An 18,994-nucleotide genomic window follows, 5' to 3' on the forward strand; every position below is an offset into this window, starting at 1 on the left:
AAATGCTAATTTTTTCAACAGTATAGAGCTGATAGATGCGACAACTTTTGATTTACCCCCGCTTGTACAAGTCTGGGAACATTGTACCAGCGTTGCGTCTTGGAAATTAAAGGGTAAGACTTGGCCTAGCGGATAAAGGAGGGAATACTTGCACTAGCGGAGGATAGCGTAATCACTCTTCAGTACTACCTTGCTTCAATAGTTCCAGCACATATTGCGCTTCAACCCCCATCATTTCTGCGATATTTGATACAGGAAGCTGCATGACATCGTGAAGATAGTAAATCAATCTGTTGAGGCGTTGGTGTTCCTCTTCCTCGCGTTGCAAGGCTTCTTCCTCGCGCTGTAAGGCTGCTGTTGCACGTTGACGTTCCTCTTCCTCACGTTGAAGTGCCTCTTCTGCACGTTGGCGTTCCTCTTCTGCGCGTTGGCGTTCTCTGGCGGTACGCTGCCGCTCTTCAGCCAGAAGCCTGTCTGACTGGGTTTTTACCTCTGCTATTATTTTTTCGTAAGTACTCATCGCCGCTTTGTTTAGTGTTTTGGGTAATATCTCTATAAACTCCCGAACCTGTGCTGGTGCAAGTTCGGTGTTTTTCACAAAATACACAAGCAGGACTTGAAAGAAGTCCTCGGGGCTTCCTTCCTCATCCAGGCCAATAAATATTTGTTGTGGATGCTGTATAATAAAGTCTGGTTCTCGGATGTACTTCATCATAAACAAGGCATTGACCAGTAAACTTTTGCCTAAAGCCAAAATCACTTCATCACCCAGGGCATTCACATGGGTAAGGTGATAGTCGAATCGTGGTAGATAGCGCAGCAGGCTTTCAGGAATGGATTTGCCAAAATACTTGGATAAATCGCGGACTTTCCAGCGCTTCTTGCCCTGATAGATGATAATGGGTATGATGGGTGACAGCTTCTTTTTTTGTTTCAATTGCTCTTCCATACCATCCAAGATGTAGCGCAAAAGTTGAAGATGCGGATGGGTCGGCACTTCGCTCTTGTGTTCAAAAAGCAAGCAAATGCTGCATGCCAAATCTTGCCTTTTAAATGGTAATTCAAAGATCAAATCAGAAAAATACTCTTGTAGTGTCTTTGATACATAAGAACCATTGACTCGGGTCAGCTTACTGGTATCCAATTCCGCAACTAACTCTGCTGGCAGCATTTTCTGCACATAATCCAGCGCGATTTCCAACCGACCAAAAGTGGCCTTGAAAAATTCATCATGCGGCTTGGCTGGCTTTTTAGGCATTTCTATTTTTTGTGTAAAAATATAAAAAGTGCCATTAAGAATAAAAATAAAAATAAATGTTTTTTTATTTTCCCCGCTAGCCCCAGTCTTCCCAAGCCAACCAAAAACATTACGCTACCGATGCAAGCGGTCAAACCTCATCTATCATCTTGTAACCGCCCGTTTCAACGGGTGGCTAGGCATGACCTCCCCTCACATCTATCATCTTTCCAGCGCGCGCATCCGTGCTTAATTTGGTTTGATGTGCGCTCTGGAATGATGATAGATGAAATTCCCCGTTGATCCTTACCCCCTCGTTGAAACGAAGGGTTACAAGATGCTAGATGTCATTGTGCGGTAAATATGCTACTCTTCCCAAAAACCCTCAGCCCCAAGTACACCAAAACAAGCAATGTCACCCCGGCCATCACCCAAATCGGCTCCATCGCATTGTCCGCCACCAAATGCCCCACTTTATTCAGCGCCTGCCAAATGTTGTTTAGCCCCAAAAAGCAAGTTACCCCCACAATGAACAAGGTGAAAAAGTTGGACCAAAATCCATTCGCATAAGCTGCGCCCAACAGCGTTTTATCATTGGCCGCAAAAAGCAGCGCAATCGTCACGGCTGGCAACAAAACTCCGTTGATGGCCTGCGCCAAAATGATTGCTGGAATTGGGCGAATCCCAATGATGCTAAAAATGGTACCTACTAGCAACACTGCGCCCCAAACCAGTTTAAAGTTGACAGATTTAGCCGACCAGTCCCGGCCATTGCCCTCAGCGCTGAACATACTTTGTGCAGTAACAGCAGCAGCAAGTGGAGCTGTAATCGCCGAACTGAAGCCCGCCGCAAACAAACCCAAGCCAAACAACAGCACCCCCATTCCGCCCAACTTGCCATTCAAAGCCGTGGCCAAGGCCTCGTAAGAATACTCACCAGTAACCAACATACCAGCGGCCAAGATGGCAATCGAAATCAGCCCCCCGATCGTCACGGCAATGCCAATACCCCAACGCATTTCCGACAAACTCTGGTTTTGTCCAATGCTGGAACCCAAAAACAGATTGTAGGGCACAATGGTGGTCCCGATCAATCCAATGATCAACAAACCCGAACCATCCGGCACACTGGGCCAAACCAGGTTTTGCGCCCACTCCCCTATACTTGCCGGGATTTGCACTGCCACATACATAAACGCGATCCCCATCACTGCCACCGTGATGCCCAATGCACGGGATAAAACCTGGAAATTGTTGATCCACAACAGGGCAGCACAACCCACTGCCAAAATCAAGGTGAGTACCTCGCGGGATAAGCCTGGGATAAACATTAAAGCGCCCGAAATGGCTCCCAATAAGTTCCCGGTTTGGTACGCCGCACAACCAAAAGCTACCGCAATGAATAAGGCCCACTTGATGTTGCGCCCACGGTTTCCGCCGTATTTCAAGGCAATGATCTGCCCCAGGTTTTTGCCCGAAGCAATGGTCATCCGCGCTGCGGTTTCTTGTAAAATGATCGCTGCAATGGTGGAAAAAGTCAGTGCCCACAACAATTGCAGGCGATAAGCAGCTCCTGCTTGTGAACAAGTAGTGACCGTACCCGGCCCGATAAATGCAGCGGAAAGTACCGACCAGAGCAGGACGGAAGAAAAGCCTTGGCTGAAAGAAATGCGTTTTGACATGAGGGTGAAGGGTTTCAAGGTTCGGAGGGTCGAGGGGTCTCGGTCACTGAGCGAAGCCGAAGTGCCGGGCCCCCTCGAACCTCCGAACCTTGAAACCTTAAAAACCCTTAACCCTGCTAACCTTGTATGGTTTTTTCTGTTGCGACTCAAAATACGTACGCATTTGGATTTCTACTACGATTCCGATGGTAATAAATTGAATACCGCCCAAAAGCAGCATCATCGATGACCTATGTTAGGCTTCGGAGTGCAATTCAATTTTGACACCTTAACCAGAATACCTAATTTGGGGAATGAATTTTGATTTTTTACTCAACAGCACAGCATGAACTTTGACGATAAAATTGTGTGGCTTACAGGAGCCTCCTCGGGTTTGGGTGAAGCGATGGCCAAAGCCTTTAATGCAGCGGGAGCCAGGCTGATTTTGTCTTCGCGCAGCGTAAGCGACTTACAACGAGTACAGGCCTCCCTGCCGCGCCAGGAAATCCCCTCCGCAGTTTTGCCTTTGGATATGCGGAAGTATGAAGCATTCCCAGCATTGGCTAAACAAGCCATCGCCCTTTTTGGAAACATTGATCTCCTGGTCAACAATGCCGGGATCAGCCAACGCAGCCTGGCCATAGATACCCCTTTCGAAGATGACCTCAAAATCCTGGAAACTGACCTGATCGGCACCATTGCGCTGACCAAAGCGATGCTGCCCCATTTGTTGGAGCGAAAAGGGCAAATTGTGGTCATCAGCAGTGTCATGGGAAAAATCAATACCAAATACCGCAGCAGCTACGCAGCAGCGAAACATGGGGTGGTTGGTTTTTTTGAATCCCTGCGACTCGAAGTCGAGGATCTTGGATTAAATGTATGCCATATTCTACCTGGATTCATCGCTACCAACATTGCCAAAAATGCAGTCGGAGTTACCGAAGAGGTACTCCAAAACAGCCGCAATGCCCAGGGAATGCAAGCAGATGTATTTGCCCAAAAAGCACTCAAGGCCATCCATCAGCGGCAAAAAAACGTTTACATCGGTGGAGCCAAAGAGCAGCTGGCCATGCTGCTAAAACGCTTGACACCCGGCCTTTTTGACCGGATCATCAAAAATCAAAAAGTGACCTAAATGCTTGGCTAGCGGGTACAAGACGCGGAAATAACAGGTAACAAACCCGTCGGCAGTGATAAGGTCGGCAACAATTTTATTAGAACCTAAAACTCAAGTCACATGAATTTAGCGATCAAGCTGAAGCTCATTCTACTACTAGTCACACTTACCCTCAGCACATCCACACCCCCCAAAACCCTGTGGGTGGCCATTGGTGATTCCATCACTTACCTAAACGAGCACCCCAATGAAACGGGCAATCGAGTCACCAAGGGCTACATGACCCGGGTGGTGGAGCGATTGCCCCAGATTGAATACGTCAACAAAGGCTACAATGGCTGGACTTCGGGGGGCATCGCTCAAAAAATAGAGACCCTCGGTTTGAGCAAAGCCGATATCTACAGCGTTTTTTTGGGCACCAATGATTGGTGGTGGGGCCGGCCCCTGGGCAATTTTTCAGATTATCAAAACAACAGCGGCAATGAGACGGTGTACGGCTCTTTTCGAATCATCATCAACAAGTTGCGCGACTTGAACAAGGACGCAAAAATCGTTTTGATCACCCCCATGCAAAGGGTCGATTTTGTCTACATCGCCAATATGAAAAACAATGCTTATGGTTCGTACAAGGAGAAAAAAGGGCAGCGGCTTGCGCAATTTGCCGAAGCCATCAATGCCATCGGCAAATTTGAAGACATTGAGGTAGTGGATTTGTACAATACCCCGAGTTTGAAATTAGAAAAACTGGTGAAATTTAAACGTTTGAAAGACCCCCAAACGGGCCTTTATAAAAACTACAAATACCCAACATTCATCGACATCCCTTTTGATCCTGCGACGGACGAATATCCCTATCCGCTTGAAGCAATTGACATGACTTACGACGGGCTGCATCCCTCGGATAAGGGGTATGAGGTGATTGCACGAAAGTTGGTGAAGGTTTTGAAATGATGCGGGGGAGCTTCGACACGAAAAAAATTTAAGGGGCACGGTATTTTTCAATGAAGTTTTCAAGGCTTCGCCTCAATTGACTCAGCACGACTTGGTACTGAGGTTTTTTCGCCAGATTGAACTCCTCGTTCGGGTCACTTTTAAGGTCATACAGTTCCTCCCAGGCTTTGTCATTGACGTAGCGGAAATACTTCCAGTCTTGGGTTCGTACGCCTTCGCTGGGCGGGATGTTTTCAAACTCCCACAAGTGTTCGATCAAAATGGTGTCCCGATTAAAGTTTGGGGCCGCTTTTGTCAACAATGGACAAAGGCTTTTGCCTTGCCAGCCTAGGGGCAACGGTACTTTGCCCAATTCAGCAATGGTAGCCGCAATGTCCACATTCAAGGCCATCGTTTCCACTTCCTGGTGCTGACGGATGCGCGGGTCGTAAACAATGAGTGGTACCCGGACGGAGAGGTCGTACATCAGCCATTTGTCCGCCAATTGGCGCTCGCCCAAAAAGTAACCGTTGTCCCCCATGAGGATGATCACCGTGTTTTTGTCCAGGCCCTGTTTTTTGAGTTGTGCCCGGATTTTACCAATTTCGAGGTCTACCCCTGCAATCATGCGGTAGTAGCCCTTGACCATGCGCTGGTATTTCTCCGGTTCGTCAAAACGCCAGGTCCAGCGCAAGCGACTAAAACCCGCCCGAACCTTTGCGGGCTGAGCCTCAAAAAAACGGTCGTCAGCAAGTGGTGGCGGAGCAATTTTTACATTTTTTAAAAGACCCGCCGTTTGTTGATCGTAAAAATACTGCTCAGCTGCACCGTCGTGGGCATGTGGTGCCGAAAAACTCAGGGAAAGGCAAAATGGTTTGTCCTTTGGTGCCTGGGCTATAAAATCGATGGCTTTCTGCCCGGTATAGCGCGTTAAGTGTACCGTATCCTTGCCCAGGGTTTTATAAAAATAGCCCCGTTTGTCCTGGTAGTTTTCATTGCGGTCATAAGATTCATAGCGATCAAACTGGTCGCCCAGTCGATCGTAATTCACCCCGAATTTTCCAAAAAAGCCGGTGTAATAGCCCCCTTCTCTCATGACTTTGGGATAGGCCGTGGTCATGTACTCTTGTCTAATCTTGCCTACCTGAAAGGTGTACTTGTGGGTCCGCTCGTGCAAGCCACACAAGATGCTGGCTCGGCTTGCTGCACAAATCGGGGTGCTGGCGATGGCTTTTTTAAAATACGCCCCTGCCTTGGCCAATTGATCCATTTCAGGCGTATGGGCATATTTGTTGCCAGCATAGCCTAGTGCATCGTGACGGTGATCATCGGTCAGGATGAAAATGATATTGGGTCGGGTATTGGATGGTGTTTGGGCGCAAAGCGATTTTGCAAACAGCATCATACACAAGAGCTGGGTTATTTTCATAGTCGCCAAAGGTGTTTAAGAATCGGGAATATACACTAAGTTTAGACTTCTCGGAATCTTTCACCCCCAATCCTTGTTTATCCCCCTAAAACCTCATGCAAGCCATCCTATTTATCGGCATCCAGGCCAGCGGAAAAACCACGTTTTACCTCAACAACTTCTTTCGTACCCACGTCTATATCTCCCTGGATCAGCTCAACACGCGCAACAAGGAAGCCCTGTTTATCGAAACTTGTTTGGGTACCCAGCAGGCTTTCGTAGTGGACAATACCAACCCAACCCGCGCCGAGCGGAAAGGCTACATCGACAAGGCCAAATCCCGGCAATTTCGGGTGATTGCGTATTACTTTCAATCCAGTTTGGAACAAGCACTGATGTGGAATGCCCAGCGTGAAGGCAAAGCCCGAATACCCGAAATTGGCATCAAGGGCACTTACCGCAAATTGGAACTTCCTACGCTGGACGAAGGTTTTGATGAACTGTACTACGTTGCATACGAAGAAAATAAATGGACAGTCAAAAACTGGGACAATGAAATTTGACGATTTAGACCTCAAAATGCGGGTATACGAAACTGCGCCTGACCGCTGCGTTGTGCCCAATATTTACATGGTGGCGCGGCTGGACGGACGCAATTTTACCCGGCTCACAAAGGAGACCTACGCTTTTGAAGCCCCGTTTGACGAAAAATTCCGGGATTTGATGATCGACACCCTCAAACACCTGATGAATTGCGGCTTCAAAGTCATTTACGGCTATACGGAAAGTGATGAAATCTCCTTGTTATTTGATTTGAATGAAAATGCCTTTGGCCGCAAACACCGCAAATACACCTCCATTTTGGCCGGAGAGGCCAGTGCCAAATTCTCCAGCCTGCTGGGTGGAATCGGCGTTTTTGATTGCCGCATCGCTGAGCTGCCCAATACCGAATTGGTGGTGGATTATTTTCGCTGGCGCAACGAAGATGCCTATCGCAATGCCCTCAACGCACACTGTTATTGGCGTTTGCGGCAGGAGCAACTGAATGGCACGCTGGCCAGCAAGAAGCTTGAAAAACTCAGTGTTGCGCAGAAAAATGAGCTCCTTTTCCAATACGGGATCAATTTTAATGAGTTGCCGAACTGGCAAAAACGAGGCGTTGGGGTGTATTGGCAACCCTATTCTAAAGAGGGTTTAAATCCAATTTTGCAACAAACCGAAGCAGTGCAGCGTCGGGCTTTGTACGTTGATTTGGATTTGCCGATGCGGGAAGGTTACAGTCAATTTGTAGAGGGTTTTATAGGAATTCACAAAAAATAATTACCCCTCCAATGTTTTAAAATTTGCAAAAACCAAAAATCATTTATAAATTGAAAAAATTAAATCGCTGCTTCTAAATAACAGGTAGCTAAATAGATAGAAAATTTCGACTAATTCAACAGATCATTAATCCAACCAATTAAGCATACAATCACCAAATACACCTTCGAGTTGTTATAAAAAAGATGCAATTATGGACAAACTTAGCTTTGATGTCTATTTACAAGACCCATTTGTGGCGGAAAACAACCTGTGCTTCGGCTTTCACACCATTGAAATAGAACCAGATGTTACGCTATCCAATGGCCCAACCAGTACCCGATTTGTGGTAGTGGATTTCAACGGTCATACTGGCGAAATAGCCAAGCCTGCCATTTGGGACGCGAAAAAACGCCAGTTTACCTCGCGAAAAAAAGTGCTTGACAAGAAGCACCCGGCCTCCGAGCGGTACCAGTACAATCAGGTACACGTTTGGGCGCTGGCAGAATACGCGCTCGCTTTTTTTGAAGCACCTCAGGCAATGGGCCGTCAGCTTTCTTGGGGCTTCAATGGCAACCGGCTTATTTTGGTGCCCCATGCCGGTATGGGCAAAAACGCGTATTATGACCGTGATAGCAAATCCTTGCAATTTTATTACTTCCCGCATCCCGATCAGCCCGATAAGTTGGTTTACACTTGCTTATCCGCCGATATTGTCAATCACGAATTTGGCCACGCGGTATTGGACGGTATTCGACCAGGTTTTATAGAAGGTTTTCACGAGGAAACGGGGGCATTTCACGAGTTTCTGGGCGATTTTTCGGCTATTCTCCTCTTATTAAATCACACAAAATTTAGGGAAAGCCTGAGTGAAAGCTACGAAGGTTCGTCGGGTTCCCCTTTGGAAATTTTGGGAAACATCGCCGAAGAATTTGGCGAAACGGTAAAAGGGCAGGCCTTTTTGCGCAGTGCGTTCAATAAACTGACGCTCAAAGAGGTGGAGGGACAGGGTGTGCACGCAGTTTCCACGGTACTGACGGGTGCCTGTTATGATATTTTGCTAAAATTAGCGGCTATATATATCGAGCGGATCATTGATCGGACGGGAAAAACCAGCATACAAGTAGCGCGGGAAGCCTACACTTATGCCATTCAACGCGCCCGGCGGACTTTTTTGCAAGCTTTGGATTTTTTACCGCCCACCGATGCCCGATTCCGCGATTATGCCATTGCCGTACTGAGAAATCAAGAGCTGGCCGATCCGCTGGATCCCCATCAATACCGCAAAATGATGGCCGATGTATTCCTTAAGCGCGGCATCCTTTATAAAGACGATATGGCGGAACTTTTCAATAAGGAGCGTTACCTGTTCGACATCAACAATCCCGGTATCAAGCGATTTAAGCGGGTGTACGAATGGAGCCGGAGCAAGCGGACAGCTTACGATTTCATCCACGAAAACCGCGAGACTTTTTGTATCCCCCCATTTGCCGAAATCGAAATTACCGATGTGTATCAATCAGAAAAAATGGGTCGCCAGAATCTATTGCGCCCCCGACAATTTGTACTGGAATTTATCTGGAAGGAGGAAATAACGCTGGAAGGGGACGATTTCCCGACCTTGGATGGAAAAAAAGCCGCATTGATCTGCGGTGGCACCTTGGTTTTTGACGAAAACAATAGCCTGCTGCATTACGTACTGAAGCCCGGTACCCAATTTTCATACAAACCCGCGCAGGCAGCTGTTCTGGCGGAAGGAGAGACAAGAAAAGCGGCTCTGCTAAAAGCTTTAGGATTGACGGATAAAACCGGGTTGGCAGCCGCTACACTGGCGCATCCAGAGGGATTTATGAAATTCACTGAAGCTCCTCATCGCGTCGTAGAGAAAAACGGTTTGATCCATCTGCAATTCAGCCCCCATCTTGATCTTTCCAATCACCCCTCAACCCTCCAACCATCATGGCAAATAAGTTTCTGATTCGCAGTTACAACGTTGGCCTAGGCGATTGCTTCTATCTACGCATCCCCGACGGCCCCAAAACCATTCACGTACTGATAGATTGTGGTACGAAAGGCAAGGCCAGTGTGCTGAAAACGGCCATTGACGACATAAAAACGCTATTGCCAGTGGGGTCGATGCCCGGCAAAAAACGCCTCGATCTGATAGTGGCCACGCACCGCCATGAAGACCACATCAAAGGCTTCGATCCGGCTTGGTTCGCGGACGTAGAGATAGGGCACATCTGGATGACGGCCATGATGGACCCCAATCACGAGCAGGCCAAAAAATCGCAGGCGCTCGACCGAAAGGCCATTGAATTGGTTGCGCAACTGTCTCCAGCAGCCATAGCACTCAGCCCCGATCTGCAAATGCTCGTGTCGCTGTTTGGTATCGACAACGTAGGCGCCGAAAAAGCCCTGCGCGAAGAGCTGCCTGCTGCCAATCGCATAGATCCTAAATACGTGGTAGCGGGCGATACCGCCGCCTCGCTGGGCCTCGGTTTACAGGAAACGAAAATCACGGTGTTGGGGCCTGAAAAAGACATAGATCATTTTTACCTCGGCAAAGACATCGACCAGCGCCTGCGAGGGCTTACCTTGTTCGAACAGGAGCGGCGGCAGAGTGGTAAACCCATTGCTAAATCTTCGGTGCCGTTCAATATCGGCGCAGGCGATTTTGCCAAATTGCAAGCGCGGATGCTTTCGGATGCCTTTGCCTTCGCCAAGGAATCGGGAGAAGTAATCAATAACTCCAGTGTGGTCTTGCTCATCGAATGGCGCAACAAACGCCTCCTGTTCGTAGGCGATGCCGAATGGCACAACCATTTCGAGGCGGGCGATAAAAATGGCGCATGGAATGTGATCTGGAATCAGCGCAAGGAACACCTCAACAAACGCATCGACTTCTTAAAGATCGGGCACCACGGCAGCATTAATTCCACTCCCTGGTTGCAGGATGGGGCAGTTTCCGAAGAAGTGAATCAAATCTTAGATGCCATTTTGCCCAAACCGACAGGGAACAGCAAGCCGAAGGCCAAAGCGCTGGTTTCCACTGAACGCACCATTTATCCCACTATCCCGCACCTTCCTCTGCTGGAAGAGTTGAGCAAACGTGTCGGAAATACCAAAAACTATAAAAATGCTTTCGATAGGATAGGATTTGACACGACGGTCATTCAAAATTTCGATTTGGAAACAAGTCATTTCGATCGCTTGCAACCTGTGCGAACCGATTTTGAATGCCTTCTTTCCGGGGGAATTTTTGCGGAAATCGCCATTTAGTAGTTATGGGCTAGCGGGTTACTTGATGTATAAACAGACGGGCTGCCCTCAAGAATGGGGCAGCCCGTTTTGGTTTTATTATGGCAAATTCGCCATAATAAGAAGGTCGTGGGCCAGTGCTTTGAATTAGATACAAGCATCTTTTAAGTTCAAATTAAGGTATAGCAAAACCATCTCCTCGGCAACAAATGTATTTCTTAATTTTCTCGTTTTCTGCTGTTTAGCAACAAAAGGGTAATTGGTAAGGGCTATCCTTTAAGCGAAAACCTACCATTTTTACCTACTTTTCGCTCGCATAACCCGGGTTTTTTGAGCGAAAAATGACCTTTTTTACCCACTTTTCGCTCATAATTAGGTTAGAGCTGGAGCGAAAACTCTGTTTTTGAGCATTTTCGCTTGGGGGCCAAATTTTTTACCATGGAAAGAACAGGCAGAGACATTGCGTTGCAAGCTCTGGACTTTCGCCGAAGCGACTAAAACCCGCAAGCGACTGATTCTTATGCTGCTAACCACTTATGGTTTGAATCGAAACGTTCATAGTTCAGGCTTGGTGGAAACGGTGTTGACGCTGGAGGATTTGTTTTTGGAGTGATCACCTAAGTAGTGGGCCAAAAATAAGTGATCATTTTTTTTGAGCCAAAGGATTAGACACGACACTTAAAATGAACCGTTTACTTGTCTAATCCTTTGGTAAAATGATCACTTATTTTTTTATAGGCCCTAAGGCGCAGGTTGGGGAATTTTTTTCAAGAAATAAGCCATTCGCTTCAAAAGATAGTTGACGAAACTTAAAATGGCTGCGTTTAAAAATACCATTTATTTCTTCATCGTCCAATAGGAACAAAAACGCCAAAAATAAAACAAACCTTAATTTTACTGCTACTTCTGGTCATTCCACTCCTAGGTTTTGCGCAAGAAATAAAAATGATTAAGGATTGGGGCCAGGCAAAAGAACAAGCTGAAAAAGAAAATAAAAAAATATTGATCATTTTGACCGGTAGCGAGTGGTGCGCACCTTGTAAAAAAATGGATAAAAATGTGCTAACAACCTCTGATTTTAAGACCTATGCTGAGGAGCACTTAATTTTGTTTTTGGTCGACCTTCCAGGAGGTGGGCTGGTAATGAATAGTAAGGTTTATCAAGACTATGTGCGGTTTAAAAAAGAATACCAAGCCGAAGCTTTGCCTTCTTTAATTCTTGTGGACAAAACCGGGAAAAAAATCAAAACTTTGACGGGGAAGATGTTTAATTTGGAAAATGTGTTGAGTCAGGTGAAAGAAGGGTAATGTGTTTGTTTGTGTGGCCATTTGGTGGACGATCCTGACTACTAGACGCAGACAATGCACAGCTACCAATGCCACCCAAAGCCCACCCAAAAAGGCTCGGGAAACACAAAAAAAGACATTGTGATCAGCCCCAATCATAAGAGCCTTCACAATGGTAAATAATACATCAATCCATCCCATTCCGACTGCTCACTCGCATCAACAATCAGCAGCAAATCGAGGATAATTTGCCCAAGTGAAGCATCTTGTTCAACGAGAAAAATACCTGGAATGGGGCGATTTTCATTCATCCATTCCAAGGCAAGAGGAGGAATGGTACGTACATCATGCGTAATCAAAATTCTATTTTCATCCACAGCCCATTTCAGTATTTCTGGGTCAGGTTTTCCAGAAAGACCTACATCTTGAACCCGCACAATATTCAACCCAGGTCTTTGCAACGACAAACTACGGTAGATGTGATTGTTGAGGTTTTCGTCAGCCAGCAAGCGCATCAAGCATTAATTTTAGGCAGTTGTGCTTGCCGACTTAGCAAGCGCTGGCGAAGATCCGTTACTGGAAATTGTTGATGAACAATCGGCTGGATATTTTCAGCAGCTGTTTTGCAACTGAGTAAATAGTTTTCAACAGCGGTTTGATGCTTCAGATAAAACCCAATCACTGCGTAAACATCCGCCAAGTCCAATACCGGATATTGGAAGACAATTTCTTCAGCCGTTGATCCATTTTTAAACTGATAAATCAGCGTTTCAAACGTAACTCGAGTATTTCCAACCCGAATGACCCCATTGGGCTCTGAAAACAATGGAATAGTGGTATTGATAGAATCCAGTAAATTGATCATTGAATTTAGATGTATTGAAGCAAATTTAAGCTAAGTCAAAGCAAAAGTCAAGGTAGTTAAATTTTAAAGATGGCATTTATATTACAAACGGGTTGTTGTTTTTCACTTACGACCAGCGGTGTTATCTCAAAATAGTGAGATCTCCGAGAGTGATTTCCACTGCTATAAAGCTACTTTATTAAGTGAATCAAATCAATTCTCCCATCCCCACTACTCGCTCGTACATTCCCCGCACCTGTACATCTCCAAATCCGTACACCCCGGCTTTTTCTCCAAAAGCAGAAAAAACAGCCTTGAAATCATTGGAGGAATGTAGCAAGAGGTCTTTAATCACTTGCTCGGGACGCCCCAATTGTCCTTTTTCAGGAAAACGATCCACCTGTGCCTGACATACTTCGGGCAAATACTGAAAACAAGGCGAGGGCGTTTGCGCCAAGGCCATCAATTTTTTAAAATCGCGGCCTCGGTAAGCATCCCAAAGTTTGACGCCCAAATCGAGGTCATTGGATTCAAAAGGCACGCGTTGAGCAAAGCTTTGTTCCAATAATGCTGGCGTAGCAGCACCAAAGCCCCGCCAATGATCTACTCCCGCCTCCATCACTGGAAAAACTCTTTTGATTCGGCCATCTTGCCATTCTTCACCGAGTAGCGAGAGGATAAACCACATGTTGGTTTGGCAAAACAAATCGTCTTCAAACCACAGGCAGATCTCCGCGTCTACAGGCAAGCGCAGCATTTTATCCATTTCGCTCACTACGGTTTGGTAGTATCGATCCCGCTGTTCTCCATAAGCTTGGGCAATAAAACTGGCACGAATGCCCCAAAAAGTGTCCAGGCTATTGGCCTGAGTGGGGCCATCTATGAGACATTCCCTACAGATGATGCGTTCTCCTGTGATGTTGCTTTGAGCAAGCGTGTGGGCAAGGCTGTCGCCATTGAGAATATGGAAGATCATTTTTTGACTTTTGATTGCTATTTTGCAGAGAAGATCGAAGGATTAATTTTTTTGTTTTAATTTTTCGTTTCTCTGCTTAAAAATAAATAAAAAATGGAAAAATTGCACGATTTTTTTTGCGGAGTTGGTTTTTCTGGCGCAATTTTAACCCAAATCCTTGATTGTTTTTCGGTTAAAGAATTTGCAAAGAACGATTATTTCTGCGAGCTTACTTGCGCTTCTTCTCGGCCGCTTTTTGTTCATTCTCTGCAACCCTCTGAAGAATGATGCGTTCCAGGAGTTCTTCTGGAATGGGTTTGTTGGGTTGGAAATGTATGATTGAAGGGGAAAACTTAAATCCTTTAAGGTCTTCCTGAAACAAACTTAGCGTTTTTCCATTGGCGGTGGTGAAACTGCAATGGTTCTTGAATCCCGCAAAACCACACAACATACCGTGGTATTTATACATTGGTATCTGGTAGCTGATGCCTTCTTCTGCTTGTGGTACCAGCGTGCGAATGAGTTGTCGCAGATGCTCCAGAGCTTCCTGTTTGTCTTCTGGTTGCATCGCGATGTACTCGTCGACAGTTTTGAAGTTTGTTTTTTCCATTGCTTTTAGTTTAATCAAACAACAGTACAAAGATAATTTGTTTTAAAAATATTTTGCAAATTGCACAAAAATATACGCCGATGAAAAGCTTGTGCAAGTATTATCTCTTTCTAATGGTGTTGATGGCTTTATTTTTTGCTTGCGACAAAAAAGAAACCATGGATTCTACAGTTCCAGACACCACCGTTACAACCAAAGAGATTGTTTACGGCTTTGAAAAAACACCCCTTTGGCAAGATGAATTTGAAACTGCTGGATTACCCGATGCCAGCAAATGGGATTATGACCTGGGCGGTGGCGGCTGGGGCAACAATGAAAAACAAGTGTACACCAAAAGTGCCGATAATGCCCGGGTAGAAAACGGCAAACTGATCATTGAAGCCCGCGTCAACAATGGAGCGTATTCTTCTGCAAGGGTGGTTACTCGAAACCGCAGCAGTTGGACTTACGCAAGGCTTGAGATTAGAGCTAAACTGCCCAAGGGCCTCGGTACCTGGCCAGCCATCTGGATGTTGCCAACCAGCCAGACCTATGGCAGCGTATATTGGCCCGACAATGGAGAAGTAGACATCATGGAGCACGTGGGCTACGATCAAGGCATCATCCATGCCTCTACGCATACCAACCTCAACAATTGGCCACTCAACACACAGATCACCAAAACGATTGAAGTGAAAGACTGTTCGGAGGCTTTTCACGATTATGTAGCCGAGTGGACGCCCAAAGGCATCAAAGTATTTATCGACGACAAGGAATACTTCTTCCTAGACAGCAAAAGCTCCCTCAACTGGCGGTACTGGCCATTTGACCAACCCTTTCACCTCTTGCTCAATATTGCTATCGGCGGCAATTGGGGAGGTCAAAAAGGTATAGACGATACCATCTTCCCTCAGCGCATGGAAATTGAATACGTAAGGGTGTATAAAATGACCAAATCCTGAAGAATTCATACGGACTTACCACATCTCCACAAAACCCATTTCCCGCAAATTCGTTTAGTCAAGTTTCTGCTATTATTGAACCAATGACAGTAGAATAACTTTAACTTGTGAACATCGGGCGATCCAAGAATTTGTGGAAGCCCAATTTTTTGTAATAGTTTGTCTAAATGTTAAAGCAAATGCAAAAGACCATACTCGTAGCCGGTGCTACCGGAAACCTTGGCGAAAGAATCGTCAAAGCCTTAATTGACTTGGGAGCAGAAGTACGCGTTCTGGTGCGATCAAATAGTGATTCTGTAAAAATTGCAAAATTGGAAAGCTATGGTGCAAAAGTTTTTAAAACTGACCTATACAATCTTGTAGAAGTGACCAAAGCTTGTGAGGGCGTAGCATGTGTTGTGTCCGCATTGGCAGGTTTACGAGAAGTGATCATCGACACCCAGAAAGTGCTATTGGATGCAGCAGTGGCAGCTGGGGTGCCGCGCTTTATTCCATCAGATTATTCCCTGGATTTTACCCGATTTTCTCCTGGTGAAAACCGCAACCTGGATTGGCGGCGAGAATTCCATGCTTACCTCGACCAGCAGCCTATCGCTGCAACAACGATCTTCAATGGGGCTTTCGCTGATATGATTACTGGGGAAATGCCGCTTATTTTGTTTAAGCAAAAACTGGTGCTTTACTGGGGGAATGCGAATCATCCTATGTCGTTCACCACTGTAGCCAATGTGGCAACCTACACTGCCAATGCTGCAATGGATTCAGCAGCACCCCGATTTCTTTATATCGCTGGCGATTTGCTCAGCCCTCAGGAAATTAAGGGTGTGGCAACTGAAGTAGCTGAAAAAAAATACGGGTTATTCCGTGCGGGTGGGCCAGGCTTACTCAGCGGTTTGATCAAGTTGGTACGCTGGATGGCTCCTGGCGAAACAGAACTTTACCCACCCTGGCAAGGCATGCAGTATATGCGCAACATGATCGACGATCGCGCCAATCTCTCTAAATCTGATAACGATCGCTACCCCAATTTACACTGGACGAAGATCAAAGATTTGCTTGCTATTCATCTTGGCAAATCATAGGGTTCAATTACAATCGAAACACTCTTTTTGTCAAAATGAAATAAAAATCAACAAGCACTTCATATGAAAATCCGCACCTTTACCACAGCTCTTTTCCTTTTTTTGATTGGCTTCGCTTGCACGTCAAGTGTTGATCAAGCCACCACGAATGATTACAAATCCTTACTAACCCTCTGTAAGGATGTTCGTGTACTTGAACGCCCAATGCTATCCAACGGCGTACCAGATTATAGCATTCAGACCACCATCAAAACCCAACAAACCCTGCGGAAATACCGCGACCGTCTCTTCGGAATCGATAACAGTGGCTGGCCCATCGAGCAAAAGATTGATCTCGAATTGCTGCGCGCAGAAATGAATGCCCTGGATTTCAATTGTCGCATCCTCCAACCCTGGGTTCGCGATCCAGCCTTTTATGCCATTATTTTTGCGGAGCAAAGCGATACACCCGACCACGAAGGGCCTACCAGTCATGCGGCCATCGAACTGTGGCAATACACTTTCCCATTGTCCAAAGCCGCTGCCCAAAAATTGACGGCGCAATTGAAAATTATCCCTCCCCTTTATGAACAAGCCAAAATCAACCTCACGGGCAACGCCCACGATTTGTGGAGCGCAGGAATCGGAAACATCAGGGATCAAGTGCTTTTGCTGGACGAACTGGCTCAGAAAACCACAAATGCTGGTCAGGAACTAAGCGTTGCCATTGCCGCCGCCAAAAAAGCCAGTCTGGATTTAGCTGCCTGGTTGGAGAAAGAACTGCCCAAGAAAAACGGCACATCGGGCATCGGCAAAGAAAATTACACCTGGCAATTGCGCCATGTGCTGATGGTACCGCTTACTTGGGAAGAAGAAGTGACCATCCTCAGCCGCGAACTAACCCGAGCATATGCCTCCTTGCAACTCGAACGCGAACGCAACCGCAATATTCCTGAATTGAAAGCCTTTACCAGTACGGAGGAATTTGAAAAGCAGTCGGATTTATCGATCAAAAAAATGATGGCTTTTTTGGTGGAAAAGAAAGTTTTGCCCGTAAAAGATTACATGGAGCCGGAATTGCGGAAGCATACTCCAGGATACTTGCCCCTAAACAAGCGGAACTTCTTTGCCAATGTGTACCACCAGGAACCCGCTGTGTTGTATTCTCATTCCACCCATTGGTTTGAGATCGCCCGTTTTTCAAAAGATCCACATCCTAGCGAGCTGCGCCGCAAACCATTGCCCTACAACCTCTGGATGACCCGCTCCGAAGGCCTGGCTACCAGCATGGAAGAGACTTTTATGCTTGCTGGCCTTTGGGACGACAATCCGCGTGCTCGCGAGCTGGTCTGGATCATGCTGGCCCAACGTTGTGCCCGTGGATTGGCCTCATTGTATGCTCAAGCTAATGAAATAGATTACCCCGAAGCCCGAAAATACCAAGTCACCTGGACACCCAAGGGCTGGACTGGCGATGAAAGCCTGGTCGGTTTTGAGCAACACCTCTACTTGCGCCAACCGGGTTATGGCTCCAGTTATGTAATCGGAAAATACCTCATCGAGCGCCTGATGATGGATGTAGGACGTCAGGAATTAAGCAATTTCAAACTCTACAATTTCTTCGACAAATTCTATGGGGCAGGGGTGATCCCCGTTTCCTTGATCCGCTGGCAAATGACAGGCATGGATGACGAAATCAGGAGCATCAACGAAGGGAAATAAAAAGCGTCAAAAAAAATTCACCTGTTATCAATAATTTCATTCTCCAGCGGTGCAATAATTTTTCGATTTCCTTGGGTTTAAAGGACAAGGTCTTTGTGGAGAATACGATAAAGCACTCCAATAATGGATTCATTGTAAGTGCAGTAGCGATTGTCTTACTAATTTTTTCATTCATCATCGGGTATAAAAAGCTTTTAGTTTCTTCAAGATTAAATTCTTTTGAATTGCAGTCGAGCTAGAAAAATAAGTAGCATAAATTGCCTATCTTAGCCAGAAAAAACTGGATATGAACAAGTTGGCAGCATTCTTTTTCTTATGGATGGGTTTGGCTAGTGCGAACGCCCAAGTCACAAAACCGGTGACATTATTCAATGGCCGCAACTTGAACAAATGGGAAGGAGACAAAAAATTATGGCACGTTGACGCAGAAGGGATCGTGACTGCCGGGGAATTAACCGTTCGACAAGAACAAAACGATTTTCTATCTACAAAACGCAATTATAAAAATTACACTCTTCATCTCGATTTTAAACTCGAAGGAGGAATCGGATTCATCAATGCTGGCGTTCAAATTCATTCCCAACGCAGCACAAAACCACCATTCAATGAAATGATCGGGTATCAAGTGGATATGGGCAATGGTTATTGGGCAAGTATTTAT

The 18,994-nt window shown here is 46.1% G+C and carries 18 protein-coding genes; 11 read left to right on the plus strand and 7 right to left on the minus strand.

The genetic code is table 11. The features are described from left to right. Nucleotides 1-172: 172 nt before the first annotated feature. Nucleotides 173-1,258 carry an Rpn family recombination-promoting nuclease/putative transposase gene (locus tag ABW391_RS24140; protein ID WP_353484467.1) on the minus strand — a complete coding sequence of 362 codons (1,086 nt, stop codon included), beginning with the start codon at nt 1,256-1,258 and terminating at the stop codon, nt 173-175. 326 nt (nt 1,259-1,584) lie between these two features. Next, on the minus strand, nt 1,585-2,919 hold the full coding sequence (locus ABW391_RS24145) for an NRAMP family divalent metal transporter (RefSeq protein ID WP_353484468.1): 1,335 nt from the start codon (nt 2,917-2,919) through the stop codon (nt 1,585-1,587). A gap of 325 nt (nt 2,920-3,244) precedes the next feature. On the opposite strand from ABW391_RS24145, the gene ABW391_RS24150 reads away from it, so the two are divergent. Both ABW391_RS24150 and ABW391_RS24155 read left to right on the plus strand, forming a co-directional pair. Next, nucleotides 3,245-4,033, plus strand: a complete 789-nt coding sequence (locus ABW391_RS24150; RefSeq protein ID WP_353484469.1) for an SDR family oxidoreductase — start codon at nt 3,245-3,247, stop codon at nt 4,031-4,033. Between the two features lie 102 nt (nt 4,034-4,135). Continuing rightward, a complete protein-coding gene (locus tag ABW391_RS24155) occupies nt 4,136-4,966 on the plus strand; it encodes an SGNH/GDSL hydrolase family protein (RefSeq protein ID WP_353484470.1) in 831 nt (276 codons plus the stop codon). A 28-nt stretch (nt 4,967-4,994) separates the two neighbouring features. Here the strand turns inward: ABW391_RS24155 and ABW391_RS24160 are convergent, their stop codons facing one another. Then, on the minus strand, nt 4,995-6,374 hold the full coding sequence (locus tag ABW391_RS24160; RefSeq protein WP_353484471.1) for a sulfatase family protein: 1,380 nt from the start codon (nt 6,372-6,374) through the stop codon (nt 4,995-4,997). Nucleotides 6,375-6,469: 95 nt separating this feature from the next. Here ABW391_RS24160 and ABW391_RS24165 point away from each other — a divergent pair, with 95 nt between their 5' ends. From ABW391_RS24165 to ABW391_RS24185, 5 genes are all read left to right on the plus strand, one after another. Next, a complete protein-coding gene (locus tag ABW391_RS24165; RefSeq protein ID WP_353484472.1) occupies nt 6,470-6,916 on the plus strand; it encodes an AAA family ATPase in 447 nt (148 codons plus the stop codon). After that, nucleotides 6,906-7,673, plus strand: coding sequence for a tRNA(His) guanylyltransferase Thg1 family protein (locus tag ABW391_RS24170; RefSeq protein ID WP_353484473.1), 768 nt, complete (start codon nt 6,906-6,908; stop codon nt 7,671-7,673). The genes ABW391_RS24165 and ABW391_RS24170 overlap by 11 nt, the downstream gene beginning before the upstream one ends. Nucleotides 7,674-7,866: 193 nt before the next feature. Further along, on the plus strand, nt 7,867-9,630 hold the full coding sequence (locus ABW391_RS24175; RefSeq protein WP_353484474.1) for a gluzincin family metallopeptidase: 1,764 nt from the start codon (nt 7,867-7,869) through the stop codon (nt 9,628-9,630). Beyond that, nucleotides 9,612-10,934 carry a ComEC/Rec2 family competence protein gene (locus ABW391_RS24180; protein WP_353484475.1) on the plus strand — a complete coding sequence of 441 codons (1,323 nt, stop codon included), beginning with the start codon at nt 9,612-9,614 and terminating at the stop codon, nt 10,932-10,934. Before ABW391_RS24175 ends, ABW391_RS24180 begins: the two co-directional genes overlap by 19 nt. A 924-nt stretch (nt 10,935-11,858) precedes the next feature. Further along, nucleotides 11,859-12,221, plus strand: a complete 363-nt coding sequence (locus ABW391_RS24185) for a thioredoxin family protein (RefSeq protein WP_353484476.1) — start codon at nt 11,859-11,861, stop codon at nt 12,219-12,221. 146 nt (nt 12,222-12,367) lie between these two features. On the opposite strand, the gene ABW391_RS24190 is transcribed toward ABW391_RS24185, so the two are convergent. The 4 genes from ABW391_RS24190 to ABW391_RS24205 all read right to left on the minus strand — a co-directional run bounded on the left by ABW391_RS24190 (nt 12,368) and on the right by ABW391_RS24205 (nt 14,609). Beyond that, complete coding sequence (locus ABW391_RS24190; protein WP_353484477.1) at nt 12,368-12,715, minus strand: DUF5615 family PIN-like protein; 348 nt, start codon at nt 12,713-12,715, stop codon at nt 12,368-12,370. Further along, complete coding sequence (locus tag ABW391_RS24195; protein ID WP_353484478.1) at nt 12,715-13,065, minus strand: DUF433 domain-containing protein; 351 nt, start codon at nt 13,063-13,065, stop codon at nt 12,715-12,717. Before ABW391_RS24195 ends, ABW391_RS24190 begins: the two co-directional genes overlap by 1 nt. A 187-nt stretch (nt 13,066-13,252) precedes the next feature. Next, nucleotides 13,253-14,020 carry a DUF1835 domain-containing protein gene (locus tag ABW391_RS24200; RefSeq protein WP_353484479.1) on the minus strand — a complete coding sequence of 256 codons (768 nt, stop codon included), beginning with the start codon at nt 14,018-14,020 and terminating at the stop codon, nt 13,253-13,255. Nucleotides 14,021-14,228: 208 nt separating this feature from the next. Next, entirely contained in the window at nt 14,229-14,609 is a 381-nt protein-coding gene (locus tag ABW391_RS24205; RefSeq protein WP_353484480.1) for an iron chaperone, read from the minus strand. An 80-nt stretch (nt 14,610-14,689) separates the two neighbouring features. On the opposite strand from ABW391_RS24205, the gene ABW391_RS24210 reads away from it, so the two are divergent. The 4 genes from ABW391_RS24210 to ABW391_RS24225 form a co-directional block, all read left to right on the plus strand. After that, a complete protein-coding gene (locus ABW391_RS24210; RefSeq protein ID WP_353484481.1) occupies nt 14,690-15,550 on the plus strand; it encodes a glycoside hydrolase family 16 protein in 861 nt (286 codons plus the stop codon). A gap of 179 nt (nt 15,551-15,729) precedes the next feature. Continuing rightward, complete coding sequence (locus tag ABW391_RS24215) at nt 15,730-16,632, plus strand: NmrA family NAD(P)-binding protein (protein WP_353484482.1); 903 nt, start codon at nt 15,730-15,732, stop codon at nt 16,630-16,632. Between the two features lie 63 nt (nt 16,633-16,695). After that, nucleotides 16,696-18,333, plus strand: coding sequence for a DUF885 family protein (locus tag ABW391_RS24220; protein ID WP_353484483.1), 1,638 nt, complete (start codon nt 16,696-16,698; stop codon nt 18,331-18,333). Between the two features lie 295 nt (nt 18,334-18,628). Then, nucleotides 18,629-18,994: 3-keto-disaccharide hydrolase (locus ABW391_RS24225; protein WP_353484484.1), on the plus strand; the 366-nt coding region annotated here is incomplete at its 3' end.

The sequence above is a fragment of the Haliscomenobacter sp. genome (genome assembly GCF_040403615.1).
Taxonomy (GTDB): domain Bacteria; phylum Bacteroidota; class Bacteroidia; order Chitinophagales; family Saprospiraceae; genus Haliscomenobacter.

What these genes read in the sequence shown, in the direction of transcription:
- ABW391_RS24170 (WP_353484473.1), top strand. Translation starts at nt 6,906, where the DNA reads ATGAAATTTGACGATTTAGACCTCAAAATGCGGGTATACGAAACTGCG.
- ABW391_RS24185 (WP_353484476.1), top strand. Translation starts at nt 11,859, where the DNA reads ATGATTAAGGATTGGGGCCAGGCAAAAGAACAAGCTGAAAAAGAAAAT.
- ABW391_RS24165 (WP_353484472.1), top strand. Translation starts at nt 6,470, where the DNA reads ATGCAAGCCATCCTATTTATCGGCATCCAGGCCAGCGGAAAAACCACG.
- ABW391_RS24180 (WP_353484475.1), top strand. Translation starts at nt 9,612, where the DNA reads ATGGCAAATAAGTTTCTGATTCGCAGTTACAACGTTGGCCTAGGCGAT.
- ABW391_RS24150 (WP_353484469.1), top strand. Translation starts at nt 3,245, where the DNA reads ATGAACTTTGACGATAAAATTGTGTGGCTTACAGGAGCCTCCTCGGGT.
- ABW391_RS24195 (WP_353484478.1), bottom strand. Translation starts at nt 13,065, where the DNA reads ATGATCAATTTACTGGATTCTATCAATACCACTATTCCATTGTTTTCA.
- ABW391_RS24190 (WP_353484477.1), bottom strand. Translation starts at nt 12,715, where the DNA reads ATGCGCTTGCTGGCTGACGAAAACCTCAACAATCACATCTACCGTAGT.
- ABW391_RS24175 (WP_353484474.1), top strand. Translation starts at nt 7,867, where the DNA reads ATGGACAAACTTAGCTTTGATGTCTATTTACAAGACCCATTTGTGGCG.
- ABW391_RS24140 (WP_353484467.1), bottom strand. Translation starts at nt 1,258, where the DNA reads ATGCCTAAAAAGCCAGCCAAGCCGCATGATGAATTTTTCAAGGCCACT.
- ABW391_RS24155 (WP_353484470.1), top strand. Translation starts at nt 4,136, where the DNA reads ATGAATTTAGCGATCAAGCTGAAGCTCATTCTACTACTAGTCACACTT.
- ABW391_RS24160 (WP_353484471.1), bottom strand. Translation starts at nt 6,374, where the DNA reads ATGAAAATAACCCAGCTCTTGTGTATGATGCTGTTTGCAAAATCGCTT.
- ABW391_RS24220 (WP_353484483.1), top strand. Translation starts at nt 16,696, where the DNA reads ATGAAAATCCGCACCTTTACCACAGCTCTTTTCCTTTTTTTGATTGGC.
- ABW391_RS24145 (WP_353484468.1), bottom strand. Translation starts at nt 2,919, where the DNA reads ATGTCAAAACGCATTTCTTTCAGCCAAGGCTTTTCTTCCGTCCTGCTC.
- ABW391_RS24210 (WP_353484481.1), top strand. Translation starts at nt 14,690, where the DNA reads ATGAAAAGCTTGTGCAAGTATTATCTCTTTCTAATGGTGTTGATGGCT.
- ABW391_RS24215 (WP_353484482.1), top strand. Translation starts at nt 15,730, where the DNA reads ATGCAAAAGACCATACTCGTAGCCGGTGCTACCGGAAACCTTGGCGAA.
- ABW391_RS24205 (WP_353484480.1), bottom strand. Translation starts at nt 14,609, where the DNA reads ATGGAAAAAACAAACTTCAAAACTGTCGACGAGTACATCGCGATGCAA.
- ABW391_RS24200 (WP_353484479.1), bottom strand. Translation starts at nt 14,020, where the DNA reads ATGATCTTCCATATTCTCAATGGCGACAGCCTTGCCCACACGCTTGCT.